Raw genomic sequence first — 22,418 nt, 5'->3', positions numbered from 1 at the left:
GGCCGGCGAGTACATGGCCGGCCGGGTCGCCGACCTGGACGACGTGCGCAACCGCATCGTGGCGCGGCTGCTGGGCGTCCCGATGCCGGGCGTGCCCGACAGTGACGAGCCGTACGTGCTGATCGCGCGGGACCTGGCTCCCGCCGACACGGCGCTGCTCGACCCGGCGCTCGTCCTCGGTTTCGTGACCGAGGAGGGCGGGCCGACCAGCCACAGCGCGATCCTCGCGCGGGCGCTGGGCGTGCCGGCGATCGTGGCCCTGCCGGGTGCCGGTGAGATCGCCGAGGGCACCGTGATCGCGGTGGACGGGAGCACGGGCGACCTGTTCCTGAACCCGTCGCCGCAGAAGCGGGCCGAGCTGGAGGCCGCGGCTGCCGAGCGCCGGGCGGCTCTGGCCGCGTCGTCCGGTCCGGGTGCGACCTCCGACGGTCACAAGGTGCCGCTGCTGGCCAATGTCGGCGGTCCCGCCGACGTGCCGGCCGCCGTCGAGGCGGGGGCGGAGGGTGTGGGTCTGTTCCGCACCGAGTTCCTCTTCCTGGACGACAGCAAGAAGGCGCCGTCGGAGGAGAAGCAGATCGAGTCCTACCGCAAGGTGCTCGAGGCCTTCCCCGAGGGTCGGGTCGTCGTGAGGGTGCTCGATGCCGGCGCCGACAAGCCGCTGGACTTCCTGACGCCGGGCGACGAGCCCAACCCGGCGCTGGGTGTGCGCGGGCTGCGCTCGCTGCTCGACCACCCGGACGTGCTGCGTACGCAGCTCACCGCGCTGGCCAAGGCCGCCGAGGGGCTGCCGGTCTACCTTGAGGTCATGGCGCCGATGGTCGCCGACCGGATCGATGCCAAGGCCTTTGCGGACGCCTGCCGGGAGGCCGGTCTGAAGGCGAAGTTCGGCGCGATGGTGGAGATCCCCTCCGCCGCGCTGCGGGCACGCTCCATCCTCCAGGAAGTCGAGTTCCTGTCGCTGGGCACGAACGACCTGGCCCAATACGCCTTCGCCGCCGACCGTCAGGTCGGTGCCGTCTCGCGGCTCCAGGACCCGTGGCAGCCGGCGCTGCTCGACCTGATCGCCCTGTCGGCGGATGCCGCCAAGGCGGAGGGCAAGAGCTGCGGCGTCTGTGGCGAGGCCGCTTCCGATCCGCTGCTGGCCTGTGTGCTGACCGGTCTGGGTGTCACCTCTCTATCGATGGGTGCCGCTTCGATCCCCTATGTGCGGGCGACGCTCGCCAAGTACACGCTGGCCCAGTGCGAGCGTGCCGCAGCGGCGGCCCGTGCGGCGGACAGCGCCGAAGAGGCCCGTGTGGCCGCGCAGGCGGTGCTGTCCGGCGAGTAGCCGGTGGTGTGGTGTGGTTTCGAGGGGCCTTCGCCGGTGGCGAGGGCCCCTCGGTCCGTTCCGGACCGGTCAGTGGTGCGGTCCGGGTGCGTCGACCTCGTACCCCGGGCAGTATTCGACGCCCGATTCGGGGGCGACGGGTTCTCCGGTGTCGGCGTCGGTGCAGTAGGCGTTGAAGACGGCCGCGGCCGACAGGGCGGTGAGCCGGCCGCGGTCCAGGCGCCAGCCGTGGACCCGGTCGCGGCGGCCCTCACCGGTGGTGCGGACCACCAGTCCCCCGGGGCCGCCGAGGGCGAGTCCCGCGGCGAGGACCGTCACGAAGTCGAGGCCCGCCCGGCTGTCGACGCGGGGCGGGGCGTCCGGGTCGTCGGTGGTGTCGGCGTGGAGGACGGCGACGAGCTGTTGTGTTTCGGTCGGGATGCTGCACACGAAGTGGTGGTGGCCGGGTCCGGCGCCGGCCACGAGGCGTTTGAGCGCGTCCGTGGCGCGGTCGAAGGAGGAGTGGCCGATGTCCTCGCCACAGTCCGCGCAGTGGCCGACCTCGGCGAGGACGCCGGTGGCGTACTCCCAGGTGGCCTGGCGGACGGCTTCGTCGACGAGGAGCGGGACCAGCTCGTCGATGGGCTGGCCGCTGTAGGGCAGGAGGGCGCCGCTGCCCGCCAGCTCGGCGGTGAAGCGGGCGCGGGTTTCGGAGGTGTCCGGGTCGAGGCCGGTCTCCCCGCAGAATTCGGCGTACTCCTCGGGGTCGAAGAGGGCGACGGTGGTGTGGATGCCCTGGGCCGCGCGGGACCTGAGCAGGCCGTCCACGTGGTGGAGGTAGTCCTGGTGGTCGTCGAAGGTGAAGCTGCGGTAGCCGCGCATGGCCGCGAAGTCCCCGGCGTCGGCCAGGAGGCCGACGGTGCCGGGGACCTCGCGGCGCAGCAGGCGGCGCCGGTCGGTGGTGCGGGTCCGGTGCGCGCCGGTCTGCGCTCCGGTGTCGTTCTTGCGTGGCATGGCTCCCCCTGAGCATCGCAATCAATTGCTAACTCAGAGTAACCATCGCCACTGACAGTGGCCTCAGCCGCGGGTGCGGGTGCGGGCCAGCTCCTCGTAGAAGCGCAGGAGGTCGAGGTTGTCGACGGAGCCCGGGTTGACGGCCTTGGCCAGGGGGGCGCCCTGGAGCAGGCGCTTGATCGGGACCTCGATGCGCTTGCCGGTGAGGGTGTGCGGAATGGCCGGGACCTCGATGACCTCGTCGGGGACGTGGCGCGGGGAGAGTTCCTCGCGGATCGTCGCCTTGATCCGGGCGCGCAGGTCGTCGTCGAGGGTCGCGCCGGGGGCGAGGTGGACGAAGAGCGGCATCCAGTAGCCGCCGTTCGGCTCCTCCAGGCCGATGACCAGGGATTCCTTGATCTCGGGGAGGCGTTCGACGGCCTCGTAGATGTCGGCGGAGCCCATGCGGACGCCCTGGCGGTTGAGCGTGGAGTCGGAGCGACCGTGGATGATCACCGAGCCGTGGTCGGTCATGGTGATCCAGTCGCCGTGGCGCCAGACGCCCGGGAACATCTCGAAGTAGCTGTCGCGGTAGCGGCTGCCGTCGGGGTCGTTCCAGAAGTGGATCGGCATGGACGGCATGGGGTTGGTGACGACGAGCTCGCCGACCTCGCCGGTGACCGGCTTTCCGGAGGGGTCCCAGGCCTGGAGGTCCGTGCCGAGGCAGGCGGCCTGGAGTTCGCCGATGTGCACCGGGAGGGTGGGAACGGCGCCCGCGAAGCAGCTGCAGACGTCGGTGCCGCCGCTGACGGAGGCGATCCAGAGGTCTTCGGCGACCTCCTCGTGGAGCCAGCGGAAGCCGTCGGGCGGCAGCGGGGAGCCGGTGGTGGCCACGCACTTCACGGCGGAGAGGTCGAAGTCGCGGGCCGGGTGGACCTCGGCCTTGCGGCAGGCCATGACGTAGGCGGCGGAGGTGCCGTACAGGGTGGCGCGGGTGCGCTCGGCGATGCGCCACTGGGCGCCCGTGTCGGGGTAGCCGGGGCTGCCGTCGTAGAGGACGACGGTCGTGCCGGTGAGCAGGCCGGAGACGAGGAAGTTCCACATCATCCAGCCGGTGGAGGTGTACCAGAAGAACCGGTCCTCGGGGCCGAGGTCGCAGTGCAGGCCGAGCTGCTTGAGGTGTTCGAGGAGGATGCCGCCCTGGGACTGGACGATGGCCTTGGGGAGCCCGGTCGTACCGGAGGAGTACAGCACCCAGAGGGGGTGGTCGAAGGGGACCGGCTCGAAGACGGGCTCGGTGTCGGCCGAGGTCAGGGCGGACCAGTCGAGGGCGCCGGCGGGGGCGGGCGTGCCGAGGAGCGGGATGTGGACGACGGCGCGCAGGGACGGGAGGTCCGCGCGGAGCTCGGCGACGGTGTCGCGGCGGTCGTGCTCCTTGCCCCCGTAGCGGTACCCGTCCACGGTGAACAGGACGACGGGCTCGACCTGCTGGAAGCGGTCGAGGACGCTGCGGGCTCCGAAGTCGGGGGCGCAGGAGGTCCAGACCCCGCCGACGGCGGCGGTGGCGAGGAGGGCGACGACGGCCTCGGGGATGTTGGGGAGGTAGCCGCTGATCCGGTCGCCGGGGCGTACGCCGAGGGCGCGCAGTTCGGCCGTGAGCGAGCCGACCTGGCGGCGGAGCTCGGCCCAGGTGACCGGGACGGACTCGTGGGTCTCGTCCACGTACAGCAGGGCGGGGTCGTCGGCGCGGGCCGGGTCCTCGGCGGCGCGCAGGGCGTGCTCGGCGTAGTTGAGGGTGGCTCCGGTGAACCACTGCGCGCCGGGCATGGAGCGGTCGGCGAGGACGGATGCGTACGGGGTGGTGAAGCGGACGTCGAACCACTCGGCGACGGCCTGCCAGAAGGTGTCGAGCTCGTCGACGGACCAGCTGTGCAGGGCGGGGTAGCCGCCGTCGGCGGGGGCTCCGTGGCGCTCGGCGGCCCAGGCCTGGAAGGCGGTGATCCGGGCCGCGGCGATCCGGTCGGGGCCCGGCGCCCAGAGGGGTTCCGGCTGCGTGGCTGAGGTCATGGGTCGGCTCCCGGTCAAGTCTGCGGCTCGCGCTTCGTGTGCGTACGGTGCCGTCGCGCGGGGGTGTGGGCGCAGCGGCTCACAGGGACCATGCCATGTGATCGTCCGCTGCACCAGGGCCGTCCTGGCGGGTCGGATGATCGACACGGGGGTCCGCTGCCGGGTGAACGACAGTTGAACGCCGTCCCCTCGGTCGGGGGCCGGTGGCAGGGTGAGCGGCATGAACGGTCGTGATCTGGTACGTGCGGTGAAAGACATCGGTACGGAGCGCGGTCGGCGCGCCTGGCGCTCGGCCTGGCGCCACCGGCGCTCGGACGCGGTGGGGCTTCCGCGCCGGGGCGCGGAGCGGGCGCGCGTCCCCGGGCTGCTGACCGGTACGGAGGCCCTCCCGGGCGGGGGCGTGCTGCGGTTCGCGCGCTCCGAGCTGCTGGTGCGGGTGATGGTGGGCGGCGCGGTGTTCTGGAGCTGGGACGGGGCCGGGCCGACGCCGTCGTACGCGGTGGTGGGCGACGGCCCCGAGCCGGATCCGCGGGCCGTGCTGGAGCCGGACACCGGGGGCGGCTGGCGGGTGGTGTCGGAGCGGGTGACGGTGGCGGTGTCGCGGCACGGGGCGCTGGAGGTGCGTACGCCGGGCGGGACGGTGCTGCGGCGGGAGGCGCCGCCGCGGTGGTGGGAGCCGGTGGATCCGCGGATGGGTGCGGCGCGGTGGCTGCAGCGGAGCGAGGTGCCGGCGGACGCGCGGTTCTTCGGGCTGGGCGGGCGGGCCGCGGGGCCGCGGCTGCGGGACGGGGCGTACCGGCTGTGGAACACGGATCCGAAGGGGGGCTTCGGGCCGGGGGCCGATCCGCTGTACCTGACGATGCCCGTGCAGCTGGTGGTGGCGGACGCGGGGACGCACCTGGTGTTCCACGACAACTCGTGGGACGGGCGGGTGGTGCTGCGCGAGGGTGAGGAGGGCGCCGGTTCGGGGGCGGACCGGCCGGGGGCGAGCGAGCTGCGGATGGAGGGCGGGCCGCTGCGGTGCTGGGTGCTGGTGGGGACGCCGGCGCGGGTGTTGCAGGGGTGGTCGGGGCTGACGGGTGCGGCCGCGGTGCCGCCGGAGTGGGCGCTGGGGTACCAGCACGCGCGGTGGGGGTTCGGGAGCGCGGAAGAGGTGCGGCGGGTGGTGGCGGGGTACGCGTCGCGCGGGCTCGCGCTGTCGGCCGTACATCTGGACATCGACCACTACGACGGGCACCGGGTGTTCACGGTGGACGAGGGGCGGTTCCCCGATCTGCCAGGGCTGGCGCGCGAGTTGGGTGAGCTGGGGGTGCGGCTCGTGTCGATCGTGGACCCGGCGGTGAAGGCGGGCGACGGGGTGCACGCGTCGGGGCTGACGGTGGGGTCGGGCGGGGCGTTCGTGCGGGACGCGCGGGGCGGGGAGGTGCGCGGTGAGGTGTGGCCGGGCGAGTGCGCGTACCCGGATTTCACGGATCCGGCGGTGCGGGAGTGGTGGGGCGGGCTGTACGAGGAGCGGCTCGCGCAGGGCTTCGCCGGTTTCTGGCACGACATGAACGAGCCGGTGTCCTTCGCTCCGTTCGGGGACACGACGCTGCCGAGGTCGGCTCGGCACGCGTTGGACGGGGCGGGCGGTGACCACCGCGAGGGGCACAACGTGTACGCGCTGGGGATGGCGCGGGCGGGGTGGGAGGGGCTGGTGCGGCTGCGACCCGCCGAGCGGCCGTTCCTGTTCTCGCGGTCGGGGTGGGCGGGGATGCAGCGGTACGGGGGCACCTGGTCGGGGGACGTGGAGTCCAGCTGGGAGGGGCTGCGGGCTTCGCTGGCGCTGGTGTTGGGGCTCGGACTGTGCGGGGTGCCGTACTCGGGCCCGGACGTCGGGGGGTTCGGGGGTTCCCCGTCGCCGGAGTTGTACGTGCGGTGGCTGCAATTGGGGGCCTACCTACCGCTGTTCCGGACCCACTCGGCGATCTGGGCGGGGCGGCGGGAGCCGTGGGAGTTCGGGCCGGAGGTGGCGGAGCAGGCCGGGGCGGTGATGGCGGAGCGGGAACGGCTGCGGCCGTACTTCGTGACGCTGGCCCACCTGGCGCGTCGGACGGGGGCCCCGTACGTGCGGCCGCTGTGGTGGGGGGCGCCGGAGGAGCGGCGGCTGCGGGACTGCGAGGACGCCTTCCTGCTGGGTGATGCGCTGCTGGTGGCGCCGGTGCTGGAGTGCGGGGCGGACCGGCGGGCGGTGCGGCTGCCGCGGGGGCGCTGGTACGACACGGCGACGGGGGCGGCGTACGAGGGCCCGGGCCAGATCCTGCTGGACGCGCCGCAGGGCCGGATCCCGGTGCTGGCGCGGGCGGGGTCGGTGCTGCCGGTGCGCGCCGCCTCCGGCGACGGGGTGGAGCTGGAGGTCTGGGCTCCGGCGCGCGGGCGCACGGGGGGCGGGGTGGTGATCCGGGACCCGGGGCCGGGCTTCGGGGCGGGTGAGGTGGAGCGGTACGCGGTGCGGTGGCTGCGTGACGCGGTGGTGGTGGAGGACGAGGCGGGGAACCGGGTGGAGGGGGTCACCGTACGGGGCCTGTAGGCGCACGGGGCCGGCGGCCGTACGGGCCCGTGGTGTCGCTGCCTCCTTCGGTCGATACGCAACCATCGGTTGCGTATCGACCGAAGGAGGGTTAGCTTTATATGCAACCGAAGGTTGCGAAAGATGGAGACGGCCATGGAGTACGGGAGCATCGAGCGCGAGCTGCACATCGACGCCTCACCCGAGGTGGTGTTCGAGGTGCTGAGCAGCCCCGAGCACATCCGGGAGTGGTGGAGCGCCGAGACCACCGCGTTCGAGCCGGCCGCGGGCGCGACCGCCCGTCTCACGTGGACGGATCAGGACACCGGTCGGCAGCAGTCCGCGCCGTTCACGGTCGTCGAGGCCGACCCGCCGCGGATGTTCTCGTTCCGGTGGACCTACGACGAGACGGAGACGGAGGCGGCAGGTCCGGGCAACTCGCTGCTGGTGACCTTCGAGCTCCTGCCCGCGGGGACGGGAACCACGGTCCGCTTCCGCGAGAGCGGCTACCGCGAACGGGGCTGGGAGGCCGCCGTGCTCGAAGCCCACTACGACGACCACCGGCAGGGCTGGGACTTCTACCTGCCGCGCCTGGTCGCGACCGCCGATCGACTGGCGGCCGCGCGATGAGCACCGCCGTCGACGACGACCTCTGGTCCGCGATAGGCGACCCGACCCGGCGCCGGATGATCGACCTCCTGCTGGCCGACGGCCAGGGGACCGCGACCACCCTCAGCGCGCACCTGCCGGTGACCAGGCAGGCCGTGACCAAACACCTGGCCGTGCTCGACCGGGTCGGGCTGGTCCGGTCCGCGCCGGCGGGACGGGAGAAGCGCTACCGGGTGGACGAGGCCCAGCTGGCCCGGGCCGCGGCGCAACTGAACTCGGTCGGCGAGATGTGGGACGCCCGGCTGCGGCGCGTCAAGAGCCTCGCCGAAGCGATCCAACGGGCCAAGAACGAGAAGCAGTGACACGGAGAACCGACACGGAGAAGTGAGGAGATCGAGATGGTGGACATCCTGCACCGGGTAGGCATCACCGCGACCCCGGAGAAGGTGTACGAAGCGCTCACCACGGTCGAGGGACTGGCCGCGTGGTGGACGACCGACACGAGCGGGAACGGCGACGGCGTCCTGGAGTTCCGGTTCGGCGACCTCGGCGGCTTCGACATGAAGGTGCTCGAACTGCGGCCGAACGCACGGGTGCTGTGGGAGGTCGCCGACGGTCCGGCCGAGTGGGTCGGGACCACGGTGAGCTTCGAGCTGACCCAGGACGGCGAGTGGACGATCCTCATGTTCGCGCACGCGGGCTGGCGCGAACCGGTCGAGTTCATGAACCACTGCAGCACCAAGTGGGCGATCTTCCTGATGAGCCTGAAGTCCCTGGTGGAGACGGGCTCCGGCGCGCCGCACCCGCGGGACGTACAGATCAGCAACTGGCACTGACACCGGCTCCGCAGGGCCCGGCGCCGGACTCACGGCGTCGGGCCCACGGCGTCGGGCTCAGGCGTACTCGCCCGCGAACCAGGACGCCGCCGCCCGGGTGTGCAGGGGGAAGGCCAGCACCGACGGGGTGTGCAGGACGTGCCAGCCCGTGGTCTCGTCCGTCGGCTTCGAGGCGGGCAGTTCCGCGACCGGGCGGACCGGCAGGAGCCCGAAGAGGAGGAGGTGGCCCGCCGGGGAGCTCAGGGCGTCGGCCAGGACGACCTCCTCGGCCGGGGCCGTGATGCCGGTCTCCTCGAAGAGTTCACGGACGACCGCGTCGCGCCAGTCCTCGCCGAAGTCGATGAAACCGCCGGGGAGGGCGACGCCGCCGAGGGCGGGTTCGATGGTGCGGGTGATGACCACGAGGCCGGTGCCGTCCGCGTCCTCGACGGGGAGGAGGGTGACGGCCACCGGAAGCGGGTTTCGGTAGGCGGTCGCCCCGCAGACCGCGCAGGTGCGGGGCCACTCGGGGCTGGAGTACGGGGCTCCGCAGGTGGAGCAGTGCGAGTCCTTCAGGTGTGCCGGCATCCGGCGATGGTATGCCAAGGGGTGTGCGGACGGCGGCTGTTGCCGGAGCGCGGCCGGCCGCGCCCGGGGCACGTCCCGGCGGCCTTTTCGACGCTCCCCGTCGCTGTCGCCGTCGGGCGGCCGTGAGTACCGTGCCCGCATGACCTTCACCTCGTACGAGGAGTTCTGGCCCTACTACGTCGCGATGCACTCGCGCGCCGCCACCCGCTGGATCCACCTCACGGGCACCCTGACCGGTCTGGCCGTGACCGCCTACGGGCTGGCGCGCGGCCGCGGGCGATACCTCGCCGCCCTCCCCCTGATCGGGTACGGGACCGCCTGGCCCGCGCACTTCCTGATCGAGGGCAACAACCCGGCCACCTTCGGCCATCCGGGATGGTCGCTGCGCGGGGACGCGCAGATGATCCGGATGATGCTGGCCGGGCGCGACGCGGAGCTGGGCGAGATCGCGCAGAAGTGGCTCGCCGAGAACCCGTGTCAGGGCGGTCCGCCCGTGGCAGACTCCTGACGATCCGTCAGATTGCTGACCAGGGAGGGGCACCGTGGCACGCACACGCACACCCGTCGTGAGCGGGTGGTTCACCGAGGACGCACCGGACGGCGGCGGCTTCCGGCTGCTCGGCACCCGGTGCTCGGCCTGTACCGCGGTGTTCTTCCCGCGCGAGGACGCGTACTGCCGCAATCCGCGCTGCCCCGGCGGCGGCGAGCTCGCCGAGGTGCCGCTGTCCCCGCGGGGCCGGGTCTGGTCCTACACCGACGGGCGCTACCGGCCGCCCGCGCCGTACGTGTCCGACCCGGACGCGCCCTGGGAGCCGTACACGCTGGTCGCGGTGGAGCTGGCGGCCGAGGGGATGGTGGTCCTGGGGCAGGCCGCGCCGGGGGTCGGGGTCGCCGATCTGGCAGTCGGTATGGAGGTCGAGGTGGTCGGGGGCGTGCTGAACGAGGATCCCGGAACCATCGGGACCGCCGGGACCGTCTGGACCACCTGGCAGTTCCGGCCGGTGGGGGGCGCCGAGTGAGCACCGACATCGCCGTCCTCGGGGCCGGTATGCACCCCTGGGGCAAATGGGGCCGCAGTTTCGTCGAGTACGGGCGGGCCGCCGCGCGGGCGGCGCTGGCCGACGCCGGACTGGACTGGACGCAGGTGCAGTCGATCGTCGGCGCCGACACCGTGCGTTCCGGCTACCCGGGCTACGTGGCGGGCGCCACCTTCGCCCGGGCGCTCGGCTGGCAGGGCGCGCGGGTCACCAGCGTGTACGCGGCCTGCGCGTCCGGTGCCCAGGCCATCGGAGCCGCCCGCGCGCAGATCCTGGCCGGCCTGGCCGACGTGGTGCTCGTGGTCGGCGCGGACGCCGCGCCCAAGGGGTTCTTCGCACCGGCCGGCGGCGACCGGCCCGACGATCCGGACTGGCTGCGGTTCCGCGTGCTCGGCGCCACCAACCCGGCCTACTTCGCGCTCTACGCCCGGCGCCGGATGGCCCTGCACGGGGACACCCTTGAGGACTTCGCCCAGGTCAAGGTGAAGAACGCGGCGGCCGGGCTACTCAACCCGCACGCCCGCTACCGCAGGAAGGTCACCGCCGAGGACGTCGCGGCGTCGGCCGTGGTCGCCGATCCGCTCCGGCTGCTCGACATCTGCGCCACCTCCGACGGGGGCGCGGCCCTGGTGCTCACCAGCATGGACTTCGCCCGTGCGCACGGGGTGGCCGATCCGGTGCGGATCCGGGCCGTCTCGACGGTGACGCCCAGCTATCCGCGGACGGTGCTGGACCTGCCGGACATCGCCACCGACTCGGCGGTGGCGGTGGCGCCGGCGGCCGGGTCCTTCAGGTCCTCGATCGCGCGCGCCGCCTACGAGGAGGCGGGGCTCGGCCCGGACGACCTCTCGCTGGCCGAGGTGTACGACCTGTCGACCGCCCTGGAGCTGGAGTGGTACGAGGACATCGGGCTGTGCGGTGAGGGTGAGGGGGCGAAGCTCGTACGGGAGGGGGCGACGGCGCTGGGTGGCCGGATCCCGGTCAACACCAGTGGCGGGCTGGCTTCCTTCGGGGAGGCGGTGCCGGCGCAGGCGATCGCGCAGGTGTGTGAGCTGACCTGGCAGTTGCGCGGCACGGCCGGGGAGCGGCAGGTGCCCGGTGCGCGGGCGGGGATCACGGCGAACCAGGGGTTGTTCGGGCACGGGTCTGCCGTCGTCGCCGTGCGCTGAACTGCTGGTGTTGTCCGCATGCTTGACGGCTCCCGGCGGCAGGTTCACACTCGCTCCACAGTCCCGCGCCGCGGCCGGGGCCCCGGTCCCCCCGTGAGAGCTGCGGCCCGTACCCCAGTCGGCGGGGGTACGGGCCGCCCCCGTGTCAGGCGCCCGCCGAAAGGCTCCGGCGGCGCTCGCGCGCCAGGGACATCGCGTGTTCCACGACCCCCACCAGCACGTCCTTCACGGATTCCCGGTCCCGTGCGTCGCACAGCAGCACCGGTACCCCGGGGTCGAGGTCCAGTGCCGTCCGGACGGTCACCACGGGGTGCCGGTCGGCTCCGTCGAAGCAGTTGACCGCGACGACGAACGGGATCGCGCGCCGCTCGAAGTAGTCGATGGCGGCGAAGCAGTCGGCGAGGCGCCGGGTGTCCGCGAGGACGACGGCGCCGAGCGACCCCTGGGCGAGCTCGTCCCACAGGAACCAGAAGCGGTCCTGTCCGGGGGTGCCGAACAGGTACAGCACCAGGTCCTCGCGGAGCGTGATGCGCCCGAAGTCCATGGCCACGGTGGTGGTGCTCTTGCCCTCCACTCCCCCGGTGTCGTCGACACCGACGCCCGGCTCGGAGAGCCGTTCCTCGGTGCGCAGCGGTCTGATTTCGCTCACCGCGCTGACCAGGGTGGTCTTGCCCACCCCGAAGCCGCCCGCGACCAGGATCTTCAAGGTCAGCGGCTCGACCGGCGACACCGCGTGCATGGCACCGGTGCGGCTAAAGCGCCCGAAGGCCATCGATCACCTCACGCAGAATGGATTCATCGGGCAGTTCGGCCGGTGGTACCGGCCTGGTCACGTGGACCAGTTCCTCGTCGACCAAGTCGCCGATCAGGACGCGGACGACCCCGACGGCGAGGTCGAGATCGGCCGCGAGTTCGGCGACCGACTGCGGTCGGCCCCGGCACAGCCCGAGGATGTGGGCGTGTTCCGGGGAGAGGGTCATGTCCCAGACCGGATCGTCGGCCGCCGGTTCGGCGACGACGAGCGCGATCAGGTCGAGTCGGTGCTGGCCCGCGTGGCTGGTCCGGCCGCGGGTCATGGCGTACGGGCGGACGACGGGCCCCGCGTCGTCGTCGAACCAGTGCGCGTGGTCGGGGTCCAGGTGGTCGGGGTCGGAGTAGGGCGGGTCGACGGTGAACCCGCCCGGAATGCCGGTGGGGTGGTCCTGGCCTGAATCGCTCATGCCTTACGACTCACCCTCCGGCTGGCAGCCCGGTGCGCGGGGCGGTCGCCAGGTGGTCGCCGACGCGCTTGACCATCAGCGTCATCTCGTACGCCACCTGGCCGACGTCGGAGTCGGCGTCGGCCAGGACGGCCAGGCAGCTGCCGTCGCCCGCGGCCATGACGAAGAGGAAGGCCTCGTCGAGCTCGACCACGGTTTGGCGGACCCGGCCGGAGTCGAAGTGCCGGCCGACACCCTTGGCCAGGCTGTGGAAGCCGGAGGCGACCGCCGCCAGGTGCTCGCTGTCCTCGCGGGTCAGGTCCTTGGAGCTGCCGGTGGGCAGGCCGTCGCCGGAAAGGACCACCGCCTTGCGGATGGAGCCGACCCGGTCGACGAGCTCGTCGAGGAGCCAGTTGAGCGGGCCGGAGCCGCGGCCCCTGGTGTCGTTGCCGGTCTGCGGTGCGGTCATCGACCGTCCCCTTCGTTCTCGTTCGCGGGACCGCCGGCGGCGGATGTGCCCGCCTCGGTCTCGGACTTCTGCTGTGCGTGCTGGTTGCGGCCCGCCGTCCAGCCACGCTGGAGTGCGGACATGCGCGTACGTACGTCTTCCGCGTCGCGGTCGGCCACCTGGTCGGGGGCGGCTTCGGCGGGGGCGGCGGACGGGGACTTCTTGAGCTGGGGCGCCAGGCTGGCCTGGCGGACCCGGCGGGGCAGCCCACCGATGCCGGGGCCGGGTGCGACGGCCCCGCCATCGGAGCCGGGATCGGATCCGGCCGCGGAGACCGGGGCGGGCTGCGGGACCACGGACACCGGGCGGGGCTCCACCCGGCGGCCGTGCTCGGCTACGAGGGTCGGGGTCGGGCGGCGGCGCGGCAGCGGTACGGCGCCCTGGGAGCGGGAGCCGTCCGGACGCGGGGTCTCCACGCGCTGGGTGTCCAGCCGGACCGGGCCGGTGGGCGCGTGCGGCTCGCGGTCGCGGTCGCCCTTGCGGGAGATGCCGCGGTCCGCGTGCCGGTCGGTGTGCGGCCGGTCCGCCGGGCGCAGGCCCAGGAGGGCGCTGCGCGGGATGCCGTTCGGCGGGGTCTCGTCGTCGAGCGTGGCCATGACCGGGCGGCCGGCGGCGCCGGTGCGGCTCGTGATCGCCGTGGGGGCGTCGTCGAGCGCGGCGGGGTCGTCGAGGCCGTCCAGCCGGTCCAGCCCGCCGACCGGGAGCGGCGCCTCCAGCTCGACCGGGCCGCGCAGTTCTGCGACGGGCAGCGGGCGGCCGGAGGCGGCGCGCTCCATGGCGGCGGCCGCGGGCCGCTCGGACCCGGCGCGGCCGAGGTGGCCGGCCTTGTCGGACCTGAGGGGCTTGGCTGCGGCACGGGCGCCGTCGAACCGCGTGCCCGCGCCGTTCGTCTCGGGTGCCTCGGTCAGCAGGGCCGCGGGGAGGAAGAGCACCGCGGTGGTGCCCCCGTACGGGCTGGGCTGGAGGACGACCTTGACGCTGTGGCGCTGCGCGAGGCGGCTGACGACGAACAGGCCGAGGCGGTCGGTGTCGGAGAGTTCGAACTCGGGGGTCTCGGCGAGCCGGAGGTTCGCGTCGAGCAGCGCTTCCGGGGTCATGCCGAGGCCGCGGTCGTGGATCTCCAGGGTGAAGCCGTTGGCGACGCGCTCGCCGTGCACCTGGACCGCGGTGTGCGGCGGTGAGAACACGGTCGCGTTCTCGAGGAGTTCGGCGATGAGGTGGGTGACGTCGGCGACGGCCGGGCCGACGATGCCCAGGCGCGTGAGCCGGCGCACCTCGATGCGCTCGTAGTCCTCGACCTCGGCGACGGCGGCGCGTACGACGTCCATGAGCTGGACGGGCTTGCGCCACTGGCGGGAGGGCGCGGCGCCGGAGAGGATCACGAGGCCCTCGGCGTGCCGGCGCATGCGGGTGGTCATGTGGTCGAGGCGGAAGAGGTCGGCCAGTTCCTCGGTGTCCTCGGTGCGGCGTTCCATCGTGTCGAGGAGGGTCAGCTGGCGGTGCAGCAGCACTTGGTTGCGGCGGGCCAGGTTGACGAACACCTCGGAGACGCCGCGGCGCAGGTCGGCCTGCTTGACGGCGGCCTCGACGGCGGCGCGCTGGAGGGTGTTGAGGGCCTGGCCGACCTGGCCGACCTCGTCCTTCTCGTACTCGAGCTGGGGCGACTCGGTCTCCACGTCCACGTGCTCGCCCGCGGCGAGTCGGCGCATCACGCTGGGCAGCCGGACGCCGGAGGCCTCGTGGGCCTCCTTGCGCAGCCGGGACAGGTCGCGGACGAGGTCGCGGCCGATGCGGACGGACAGCACCAGGGAGACGATCAGGGCGAGGAAGCCGAGGACACCGGCGCCGGCGGCCTGGACCATGACGTCCGTGGCGACGGGCTCGATGCGCTCCTGGTAGCGGTTGCCGGCGTCGGTGTTCATGGCGGCCAGGTCTTCGAGGACCTTGGTGGAGGCCTCGTCCCACTGGGCGGCGGTGACGCTGCGCGGCTTGTTGACGGCGCCGCCGACGATGAAGCGTTCCTCGGCGTCGCGCAGGGCCTGGGTCTCGGGGTCCTTCCAGTACTTCTCGAAGCGTTCCCGGTCCTCGGCGGGGAGGGTCACGAGGTTGAACTCGTAGAGCAGGGTGCGCTTGGCGACGAAGTCGGAGACGTGGCGGACGTCGGGAGCGGTGACGTTGCGCGCGGCGAGGGCCGAGGCGATGACGGCGTCCTCGCGGGAGAGCAGTTCGCGGGCGCGGCTGATGCCGACGAGGGCGCGGCCTTCCTTGTCCACCTCCACGTTGTCCAGGCCGTGGAGGTTCATGAGGAAGTCGTAGCAGGGGTCGACCAGCCGGTTGTAGAGGTCCAGGGCCTGCGTGGGGTCCAGGGCGTTCTGGTCGACGGAGCGGCGCATGGTGCCGATGCCCTGGAAGGCGGCGACGATCGAGTGCAGGCGCTGGGCGCTCTGCGGGCTCAGCTCGTCGATGACCTTGGCGTCGCGGGCGCTGACGCTGATCTGCTCGACGGCCCGGTCTGTTTCGGCGCGGCGCTTGGTGAGTTCGGCCGTGGCGGTGGCGGCCCTGGGGTCGCCGAGGACGACCAGGGTCTGGCGCCGTTCCTTCTGGATGACGCGGACGACGTCTTCGACGGGGTAGCCGACCTTGTCGATGATGTAGGCCACGTCGAAGAGTTGGATGGCCTCACGGCCGGTGATGACTGTCGCGAAGCCCCAGAGGGCGGTCAGGGAGACGAGCGGCACAAGGAGCAACGCCACGATCTTCCGGCGGATGGACTTCCCGCGAAAGCGCATGGCCTCCCCAGCCTCCCCCAGGTCAACCCCGTTGCCGGGGGTCGGTGTTCCGTCATTTAAACGGCGTGAGCCTACTACTGCTGGGGGGCAGCTTCGAAGGCGTGTCCGGACGTTTTCGGCCTGCCCCTGGGAGGAAGATCACCAGTTGTCCGACACTTCCGGTCAACAGCAGCCCGATATGTGGCAGATGACACTTGGTGGGGCGTCAGTTCCTGCAACCCGATGGATGGCTGGAATTGTTCGTTCCGCGATCGTTCGGGCCGGGCAAGGGCATCCGCGATCCGGGAATCTCTTGGCGCCGCCGAACGTCTGTCTGTTCGAGGGGGCGCGTCGGAACGGACGTGGGAGGCGGACGTGGTGGGCAGACGTGGCAAGTAGGCAGGACGAGCAGGCATGACGGACCGCGCGGTGGGGAGTGAGCGGACCATGAGCAGTGACGAGGGCGGCGGCGCGCGTGCGGGCCTGGGGGCCGGCGGGGCCGGGCGGGGACTATGGGTCGAGGAGCCGGCCCGACGGCGCCGGATGCCGGATTCGGTACGGACCTCCGCGGTGCGGGCGGTGCTGATCGTGGCCGTGACCCTGACGCAGGCGACGATCACGTTCTTCCTGACCCTGACCGGGTCCTGGCTGGCCCTCCCGATGGGTCTCGGGGCGATCGCGGGAACGATCGTGGCCACCTGGGGCGTGCTGGACGTGTGGATCACCCGGCAGACCTGGAACCAGCGGTACGGGGTCCTGTCGGAGCCGAGCAGCACGGCACGCAGCCGCCGCCAGGAGGCCCGGCGTGCCTCCCGGGCGGCCCGGGAGGCACGGAAGGCCGCCGCGGGCCGAATACCCCGCGAGGACGGCCCTCTGGCGGCTTCCGGCCGCTATTCCACGCGCTGACGCCCTCGCGCCGGCACCGCCGCGCGTCAGGAAACGCCGCGCGTCACGAAACGCCGCTGCGCCGGAACATACGGGTGGCCGTGATCTCGCCGTGGATGGTCTCCGCCTCGGCGGACTGCTGCGGCAGACCCGGGCGCAGGTGCTCCTCGACGCTGATGTACTTCAGGCCCGCCCGCAGGTCCGCGTCGTTGCGCAGGCGGATCACCAGCGGGAACTCGGCGAGGGCCGTGGTGTCGAACAGGCCGGTCGTGTAGAGCAGCTGGACGCCCAGCGCGTCGGAGACGGCCCGCTGGAGCTCCAGCAGGTAGGTGGCGTTGGCGCGGCCGATCGGGTTGTCCAGGAACAGCGTGCCCGCGTGCCGGTGCTTGTCGCGGCCGCGGTCGTTGCTGCGCAGCGCCGCCATCGTGCAGTACAGGGCGATCGCGGCGGTCAGCAGCTGCCCGCCGGAGAACACGTCGCCCATCTGCCCCACCGGCACCCGCTCGGCGCGCAGCACGGCGTCCGGCTTGAGGATCTCCACGGAGATGCCCTTGGGCTCCAGGGCCGCCTGGACGCCCCTCAGCAGCAGGGACATGCCGTCACGGCGGCCCTCGCCGAAGGAGGCGCTGCTGTTCTTCTTCACGGCCGCGCGGGTCGCCTCGTCGATGACCTCGCCGAGCCGTTCCGTGAGCGTGGCCTGGTCCGGCTCCTCGAAGCGGATCCGCAGGAACTCCTGGCCCGACCATTCGCCGAGTCCCTCCGGGAGCTGCGAGAGCCGCTGCGCGGAGCGGAGCGTGGCCAGGGCCGATTCGACGAGGCCGCGCAGGCGGTCGACGATGCTGTCGCGGTTGCGCTCCAGCTGGGCCAGTTCGTCGGTGAGGACGCGCAGCCGGGGCGCGAAGGCCGCGGCCCAGGCCGCCGCGTGCTCGGGCAGGGCGGAGGCGGGCAGTTCGCGGATCTGCTGGCGCGCGGGGGTGCGTACCTGCTCGTAGCGGGTGGCGTTGGCGTGCCGGACCAGGATGTCGCTCGCCTCGCGCACCGCGGACTCGGCGGCGGAGAGCTCGCCCGCGCAGCCGCGCAGGGAGCGGCGGGCCTCGGTGGCGGACTGGCGGGCCTCCTCCAGGGTGCCCGCATGGGGCACCGGCTCCTGCTCGTCGTCCTGGTGGGTGTGGTCGCGCAGCAGGTCCCTGAGCATCGCCGCGGTCTCGTCGAAGCCGCCGGCGCCGTCCTCGGCGGTGCGGTGGGCGCGCAGCAGGTCCGCGTGGGCGGCCCGGGCGCTCTCCACGGCCGCGGTGTGGGCGACGAGCTGGGCGGTGGCCGTGCGCAGCAGGGCCTGGGCCTGCTCGACGTCCTCGGGGACGAGCTCTTCGGGGAGTTCGGTGTGCGCCTCCCCCTCGGTGGGAGCGTGCCGTTCCGCCTCGCCGCGCAGTCGGCCGAGCTGCTCGCTGGCGGTGGACGCGCGGGTCTCCAGCATCTGCACGAGGGACTCGGCGCGGGCGGCCGCGGCCTGCCGGGAGGGGCCGTCGGCGCCGTCGGTGCCTTCGAGGAGCTGGGCGGCCCGGGTACGGACCTTGTTGGTGAGGCGGTCGAGCTCGGCCAGGGCGGCGCTCTCGTCGCTCTCGGCGCGGGCCTGTTCGGCGCGCAGGTCGGCGCCGACACCGACCTTCTCGTAGAGCTGGGAGGCGGCGCGGTAGGCCTCGCGCAGGTCGGGCAGCGGCGCCCGGGGGCCGTCACCGGCGTTGTCGGGCAGCTGGTCGGGGGCGCCGGCGATCTCGGCGCGTTCGGCGCGCAGGGCGCGGGCGGTGCGGCGGGCGTCGTCGGCGGCGCGCTGGGCGGCGCGGCGGTCCTCGTCGGCGGCGCGGGCCCGGTCCAAGCAGACCTCGGCGCGGGCCTCCGACTCGGCGGCGTCGTCGGCGAGTTCGCGGAGCTTGGCCTGCCAGCCGGCGCGCTCGCGCAGCCGGAAGGCGAGCCCGGCGAGGGCGTCGGCGACGCGGCGGGCGCGCTGGGCGGTGTCCTGGCGCTCCTCGCGGACGCGGGCCGCGTCGGCGGCGGCCTCGTCGGCCTCGGCGCGTACGGTACGGGCCTCCGCGAGCTCGGCGTCGGCCTCCTCGGCGAACATCCGGGCGGCGGCGGCCGCCTCCGCGAGCTCGGTGAGGCGGCCGGGCGGGCAGCCCGTGCGCCAGGAGCCGAGGCGGGCGGCGAGCTCGCGGTCACCGCCGAGGCGGGCGGCGAGGTCGCGGATCTCGGTGTCACGGGCGGCGGCGCGGGCGCGCAGCGCCTGGCGCTCCTCGTCGGCGGCGTGCTCGTCGTGCATGGCCGGGTTCGGCGGTACAAGGAACACACCGGAGTCGGCGGCGTCGCCGGCCGGCGGCAGCGGGGCCAGCAGGGCGGCGGCCGTGCCCACGGCGACGGTGGAGCGGGGCAGCAGGGCGGCGCCGGAGAGCACCTCTCGGGCCCGGCCGTGGGTGTCGGGGTCGGTGATGACGACGCCGTCGACGAGTTCGGGGCGGGCGGCGAGGACGGCGGCGTGGTCGGCGGGGTCCACGGACTGGGCGAGGTAGCGCCAGCCGGGGAGGGCGGGAATGCCGTGCTCGCCGAGGTACTCGACGGTGGCCAGGACGTCCGGGCCGGGCGGCAGCAGGCCGCCGTCGCCGAGGGCGCCGAGGATGCGGGCGTCGTCGGCGGCCGCGGTGCGCAGCTCGAAGAGCTGGCGCTCGGCGGCCGCGACTCCGTCGGTGAGCAGGTGGCGGAGGTCGTCGGCGTTCCGGTCGAGGTCGGCGACCGTGAGCCCGCCGGCTCCGGCCGCGTCGGGGCGGCCGGCGGGCCCCGCCTGGGCCGCCGGCCCGGGTTCGCCGGTGCCGTGCGCGGCGTGCGCCGCCCCCGCCGACGCGGCCTGCGCGCCGGATCCCGCGAAGGCGCCGGGGGCGCCGCTCTGCGTGCGCGGGTGGGGGAGGAAGGAGGCGGGCACCGACGGGAGCCCCAGCAGCTCGGCCAGGCGCGGGGCGGTGGCGAGGGAGGCCGCGGCCCGGTGCTCGGCGTCGTGGGCGGCCTCGGCCGCGTCGGCGGCGTCCGCCGCGCGGGCGGCGGTGAGCTCGGCGCGGGATTCCGTAGCGGCGGCCTCGCGGGCGGCCTCGGCGGCGGCGCGGGCGGCCTCCCGGGACTCGTCCCAGGCGGCCACGGCGGTCTTCTCGGCGTCGGTGGCGGCGAGGGCCGCGCGGGCCGGGTCGGCGTCGGGGGCGGTGTCGTCGAGCCAGCCGGCACGGACGGCCTCGGCGGTCTCCTGCTGGACCTCGGCCAGCCGCGAGCGCAGGTGCTCGGCCTCGCTGCGGGCCCGCTGGGCGGCCGTGGCGGCGGCGGTGGCGTCGCGGTGGGAGGCCTCGCCGGTGGCCTGGAGGGCGGCGGAGCGCTCCTCCTCCTCGTTGGCGAGCCGCTCGCCGTGCTCGGCGGCGGTGTGCAGGGCCCGGACGAGCTCGCCGGCGGCCGTGGCACGGGCGGCCAGCGCCGGGGCGGCGTCCCGCTCGGCCTCCAGGATCGCGGCGGCGACGCGGGCGGAGCGGTCGGCGGCGGCCCGGTGGCGCAGCACGTTCTCGGCGGCCTGCCACGCGGAGTGCAGCGTCCGGGCTTCGAGGAGTTCGCGGCGCTGGGCCGCGGCGGCCTTGTCGGCGACGGTCAGGGCCAGCGAGGCGTGCCGGTAGGCGAGTTCGGCGGAGACGGCGGCGCTGCGGGTGCGCGCGGACTCGGCGGCCGTGACCTGGTGGGCGGCGCCCGTGACCCGCTGGGCCAGGTCGGCGGCCCGGCCGCGCTCCTGGGCGGCGCGGGCGGACAGCCGCCGGGCGAGGGTGCGCGTACGGCGTTCCGCGCCCGCGTGCACGTCGCGCAGCCGGGAGCGGGCTCCGGCGGCCTCGACGATGCGGGTGAGCAGGTCCACCGAGCCTGCGGTGAAGTCCCGTTCGGCCATGAGTTCGGCGCGGCGGCCGAGCTTGTTGCCGAAGCCGTGGACGAGGTCGGCGAGGCCCTCCGTGTCACGGGTGTCGGTGACGGCCCGCAGCAGGAGGTCGGTGAAGTCGGAGTCCTTCTTGACCGCGAAGAGGCCGGCCGCCTCGCCCTCGTCCGCGTTCATCTCGCGCTGGTAGCGGAAGAGTTCGGGGTCGAGGCCGAGTTCGGTGAGGTGTTCGTTCCAGCGGTCGTGGATCTCCTCGAAGTACACCTCCAGGTGCGGGTACGCCTTGCCCGCCTCGGTGAGGGAGTCGCGGAAGCCCTTCATCGTGCGGCGGCGGCCCTGGGCCCCAGAAGCGCCTTCGACGGGCGAGCGCACGGAGGTGGCCTCGGCGACGGGCAGGCTGTCGAGGCTCAGGCCGGGGCCGGGGCGGAAGGAGTACCAGGCCTCGGCGAACTTGCGCGGGTCGTTGGAGACCTGGCGGCCGCGCCATTCGCTGACCTTGCCGACGACCACGCACTCGCCGGTCTGGGTGTGCTGCCACTCCAGGGCGACGTGACCGCAGTCGTCGGCGAGCAGGAACTTGCGCAGGACGCCGGAGCTGGCGCCGCCGAGGGTGTTGCGGTGGCCGGGGAGCATCACCGAGAAGATCAGCTTGAGGAGGACGGACTTGCCGCCGCCGTTCTCCAGGAAGAGCACACCGGCGGGCGCGGGCCGGCGCGGCGGGCCGGTGGGCTCGTCCTCGAAGAACTCCGCCTGGGCCGGCGCCGGGTGGGGCACCGGCTCGCCGACTCCGCGCAGGTCGAGCACGGTGTCGGCGTAGCGCGCACCGGCGGGCCCGATGGAGTAGAGGCGGATCCGGGACAGCTCGTACATGGCGGCGGACTCTCGTGGTGTCTGGGTGAGGCAGGACGTACGGGGATCGGGCACGGGCCGCGGGGCCCGGGGGCTCACGCGTGGAACGGGAGCCCGGCGTCGGCGGCGAGTTCCAGGTCGTCGCCCTCGGGCGGCGGCAGCAGGGTGGCGGAGCCGTCGCTGACGGAGACCACGCCGAGCTCCAGGAGCTCGGCCATCGCCGCGCTGCCCGCCATGTCACGGACCTGGAGCTGGTAGCGGGGGGTGGTGCGGTAGGTGCCTCCGGCCTCGTCCCCGGTGCGCTGGAGGAAACCGGAGTCGGTGAGGAAGGCGGCCGCCTTGCCGACGATGCCGGTGGTGGAGCCCGCGAGGCGGCGGGCGTCCTTGGTGGCGCCGGTCGCGCTGCGGCGGGCGTAGACGCGCCACGCGGCCTCCAGGCCGGGGGCGTCGGAGGCCGGGTCGGTGTTCTCGCCGAGCTCCTCGGCGCGCTCCTCCAGGCGGCGGCAGGTCTGCCGGACGAAGGCGTCGACGCCGTTGACGGTGATGCGGCCGATGTAGCCGTCGTCGGCGAGGTCTTCGGGGCGCGGGAAGGCCAGGGCGGCCACGGCGAGGTGCGCGAGGCCGTGCAGGAAGCGGTCGGCGGAGTCGGCGGCGGTGCGGCGGGCGTAGTCGCCCATCCGGACGGCGAAGACGGAGTCCTCGCCCGCGGCCACGGCCATGCCGGCGCGCGGGGACACCTCCAGGACCACGAGGCCCAGGCCGGTGGCGACGGCGTCGGCGAGCCGGGCGAAGGCGGGGTCCTCGCGGTAGCGGCGCAGCAGCTCCGCGTACTCGGCGTCCCGGGCGGGGAGCAGCTTGGGCTGCAGCCCGAAGGCGACGAGCCGGGCCGCGTCGGCGGCGTCGGCGGGGGTCACCGCGGCGGTGCCGGCGGGCACGGGGGCGTGCGCGGGAGCCGACGGCGCGTCGGGCTCGCTCCACGCGGGGTGCTCGGCGTGGTGGTCGCTCACGGGTACGTCTCCTCGGCGGTGCGGGTCGTTCGGGCGGTACGGGGTCCACTGCGTGGCGCCGGACTTTCAAGCCTCGCCGGCGTTTGAGCAGGGGGCGCCTCCCAGCAGTAGCTGGGGGAGGGTCCGG

General features: G+C 74.1%; 18 protein-coding genes (1 of these 18 running past the window's edge). 9 read left to right on the top strand and 9 right to left on the bottom strand.

The features are described from left to right. On the top strand, positions 1-1,327 hold the 3' portion of the coding sequence (gene ptsP, locus OG386_RS34760) for a phosphoenolpyruvate--protein phosphotransferase (RefSeq protein ID WP_328791334.1). The gene continues 344 nt to the left of window position 1, outside the view; 1,327 of the gene's 1,671 nt are visible here — the last part of the coding sequence; its start codon lies beyond the left edge, outside the window; the stop codon is at positions 1,325-1,327. 69 nt (positions 1,328-1,396) lie between these two features. Here the strand turns inward: ptsP and OG386_RS34755 are convergent, their stop codons facing one another. Continuing rightward, positions 1,397-2,320 (bottom strand): hypothetical protein, encoded by a 924-nt coding sequence (locus tag OG386_RS34755; RefSeq protein ID WP_328791333.1) that lies wholly within the window; start codon positions 2,318-2,320, stop codon positions 1,397-1,399. A 63-nt stretch (positions 2,321-2,383) separates the two neighbouring features. Next, entirely contained in the window at positions 2,384-4,366 is a 1,983-nt protein-coding gene (locus tag OG386_RS34750) for an acetoacetate--CoA ligase (protein ID WP_328791332.1), read from the bottom strand. Positions 4,367-4,586: 220 nt separating this feature from the next. Here OG386_RS34750 and OG386_RS34745 point away from each other — a divergent pair, with 220 nt between their 5' ends. From OG386_RS34745 to OG386_RS34730, 4 genes are all read left to right on the top strand, one after another. Beyond that, positions 4,587-6,935, top strand: a complete 2,349-nt coding sequence (locus tag OG386_RS34745) for a glycoside hydrolase family 31 protein (RefSeq protein WP_328791331.1) — start codon at positions 4,587-4,589, stop codon at positions 6,933-6,935. A gap of 123 nt (positions 6,936-7,058) precedes the next feature. After that, a complete protein-coding gene (locus OG386_RS34740) occupies positions 7,059-7,544 on the top strand; it encodes an SRPBCC domain-containing protein (protein ID WP_328791330.1) in 486 nt (161 codons plus the stop codon). Next, a complete protein-coding gene (locus OG386_RS34735) occupies positions 7,541-7,885 on the top strand; it encodes an ArsR/SmtB family transcription factor (protein ID WP_328791329.1) in 345 nt (114 codons plus the stop codon). Before OG386_RS34740 ends, OG386_RS34735 begins: the two co-directional genes overlap by 4 nt. Positions 7,886-7,921: 36 nt before the next feature. Further along, complete coding sequence (locus OG386_RS34730; RefSeq protein WP_327386509.1) at positions 7,922-8,359, top strand: SRPBCC family protein; 438 nt, start codon at positions 7,922-7,924, stop codon at positions 8,357-8,359. Positions 8,360-8,416: 57 nt separating this feature from the next. Here the strand turns inward: OG386_RS34730 and OG386_RS34725 are convergent, their stop codons facing one another. After that, a complete protein-coding gene (locus OG386_RS34725) occupies positions 8,417-8,926 on the bottom strand; it encodes an NUDIX domain-containing protein (RefSeq protein ID WP_328791328.1) in 510 nt (169 codons plus the stop codon). Between the two features lie 139 nt (positions 8,927-9,065). Here OG386_RS34725 and OG386_RS34720 point away from each other — a divergent pair, with 139 nt between their 5' ends. The 3 genes from OG386_RS34720 to OG386_RS34710 are packed head-to-tail and all read left to right on the top strand — an operon-like array spanning position 9,066 to position 11,132. Next, on the top strand, positions 9,066-9,434 hold the full coding sequence (locus OG386_RS34720; protein ID WP_266598888.1) for a DUF962 domain-containing protein: 369 nt from the start codon (positions 9,066-9,068) through the stop codon (positions 9,432-9,434). Between the two features lie 34 nt (positions 9,435-9,468). After that, on the top strand, positions 9,469-9,945 hold the full coding sequence (locus tag OG386_RS34715; protein WP_328791327.1) for a Zn-ribbon domain-containing OB-fold protein: 477 nt from the start codon (positions 9,469-9,471) through the stop codon (positions 9,943-9,945). Then, positions 9,942-11,132, top strand: a complete 1,191-nt coding sequence (locus tag OG386_RS34710) for a lipid-transfer protein (protein ID WP_328791326.1) — start codon at positions 9,942-9,944, stop codon at positions 11,130-11,132. Before OG386_RS34715 ends, OG386_RS34710 begins: the two co-directional genes overlap by 4 nt. Before the next feature lie 145 nt (positions 11,133-11,277). Here the strand turns inward: OG386_RS34710 and OG386_RS34705 are convergent, their stop codons facing one another. Genes OG386_RS34705 through OG386_RS34690 form a run of 4 tightly spaced genes read right to left on the bottom strand, consistent with a single transcriptional unit; the run spans position 11,278 to position 15,628 of the window. After that, positions 11,278-11,904: a GTP-binding protein gene (locus OG386_RS34705; RefSeq protein WP_030016310.1), complete on the bottom strand. Its 627-nt coding sequence runs from the start codon at positions 11,902-11,904 to the stop codon at positions 11,278-11,280. Then, the gene (locus tag OG386_RS34700) at positions 11,885-12,352 is read right to left on the bottom strand and encodes a DUF742 domain-containing protein (RefSeq protein WP_030016312.1); all 468 of its coding nucleotides are present in this window, start codon (positions 12,350-12,352) and stop codon (positions 11,885-11,887) included. Before OG386_RS34700 ends, OG386_RS34705 begins: the two co-directional genes overlap by 20 nt. Before the next feature lie 10 nt (positions 12,353-12,362). Then, positions 12,363-12,800, bottom strand: a complete 438-nt coding sequence (locus OG386_RS34695; RefSeq protein ID WP_030016314.1) for a roadblock/LC7 domain-containing protein — start codon at positions 12,798-12,800, stop codon at positions 12,363-12,365. Continuing rightward, on the bottom strand, positions 12,797-15,628 hold the full coding sequence (locus OG386_RS34690; protein WP_328791325.1) for a nitrate- and nitrite sensing domain-containing protein: 2,832 nt from the start codon (positions 15,626-15,628) through the stop codon (positions 12,797-12,799). The genes OG386_RS34695 and OG386_RS34690 overlap by 4 nt, the downstream gene beginning before the upstream one ends. A gap of 426 nt (positions 15,629-16,054) precedes the next feature. On the opposite strand from OG386_RS34690, the gene OG386_RS34685 reads away from it, so the two are divergent. Continuing rightward, a complete protein-coding gene (locus OG386_RS34685; RefSeq protein ID WP_328791324.1) occupies positions 16,055-16,513 on the top strand; it encodes a hypothetical protein in 459 nt (152 codons plus the stop codon). 43 nt (positions 16,514-16,556) lie between these two features. Here OG386_RS34685 and OG386_RS34680 read toward each other — a convergent pair whose 3' ends face one another. Further along, positions 16,557-21,305, bottom strand: a complete 4,749-nt coding sequence (locus OG386_RS34680) for a hypothetical protein (protein WP_328791323.1) — start codon at positions 21,303-21,305, stop codon at positions 16,557-16,559. Positions 21,306-21,379: 74 nt separating this feature from the next. Continuing rightward, positions 21,380-22,291: a hypothetical protein gene (locus OG386_RS34675; RefSeq protein ID WP_328791322.1), complete on the bottom strand. Its 912-nt coding sequence runs from the start codon at positions 22,289-22,291 to the stop codon at positions 21,380-21,382. Positions 22,292-22,418 lie beyond the last annotated feature (127 nt).

Origin of the sequence: Streptomyces sp. NBC_00273 (genome assembly GCF_036178145.1) — a bacterium.
Classification (GTDB): Bacteria; Actinomycetota; Actinomycetes; order Streptomycetales; family Streptomycetaceae; genus Streptomyces.
Note: the sequence above shows the minus strand (reverse complement) of the source record. Positions and strands in the feature narration are given on the sequence as shown.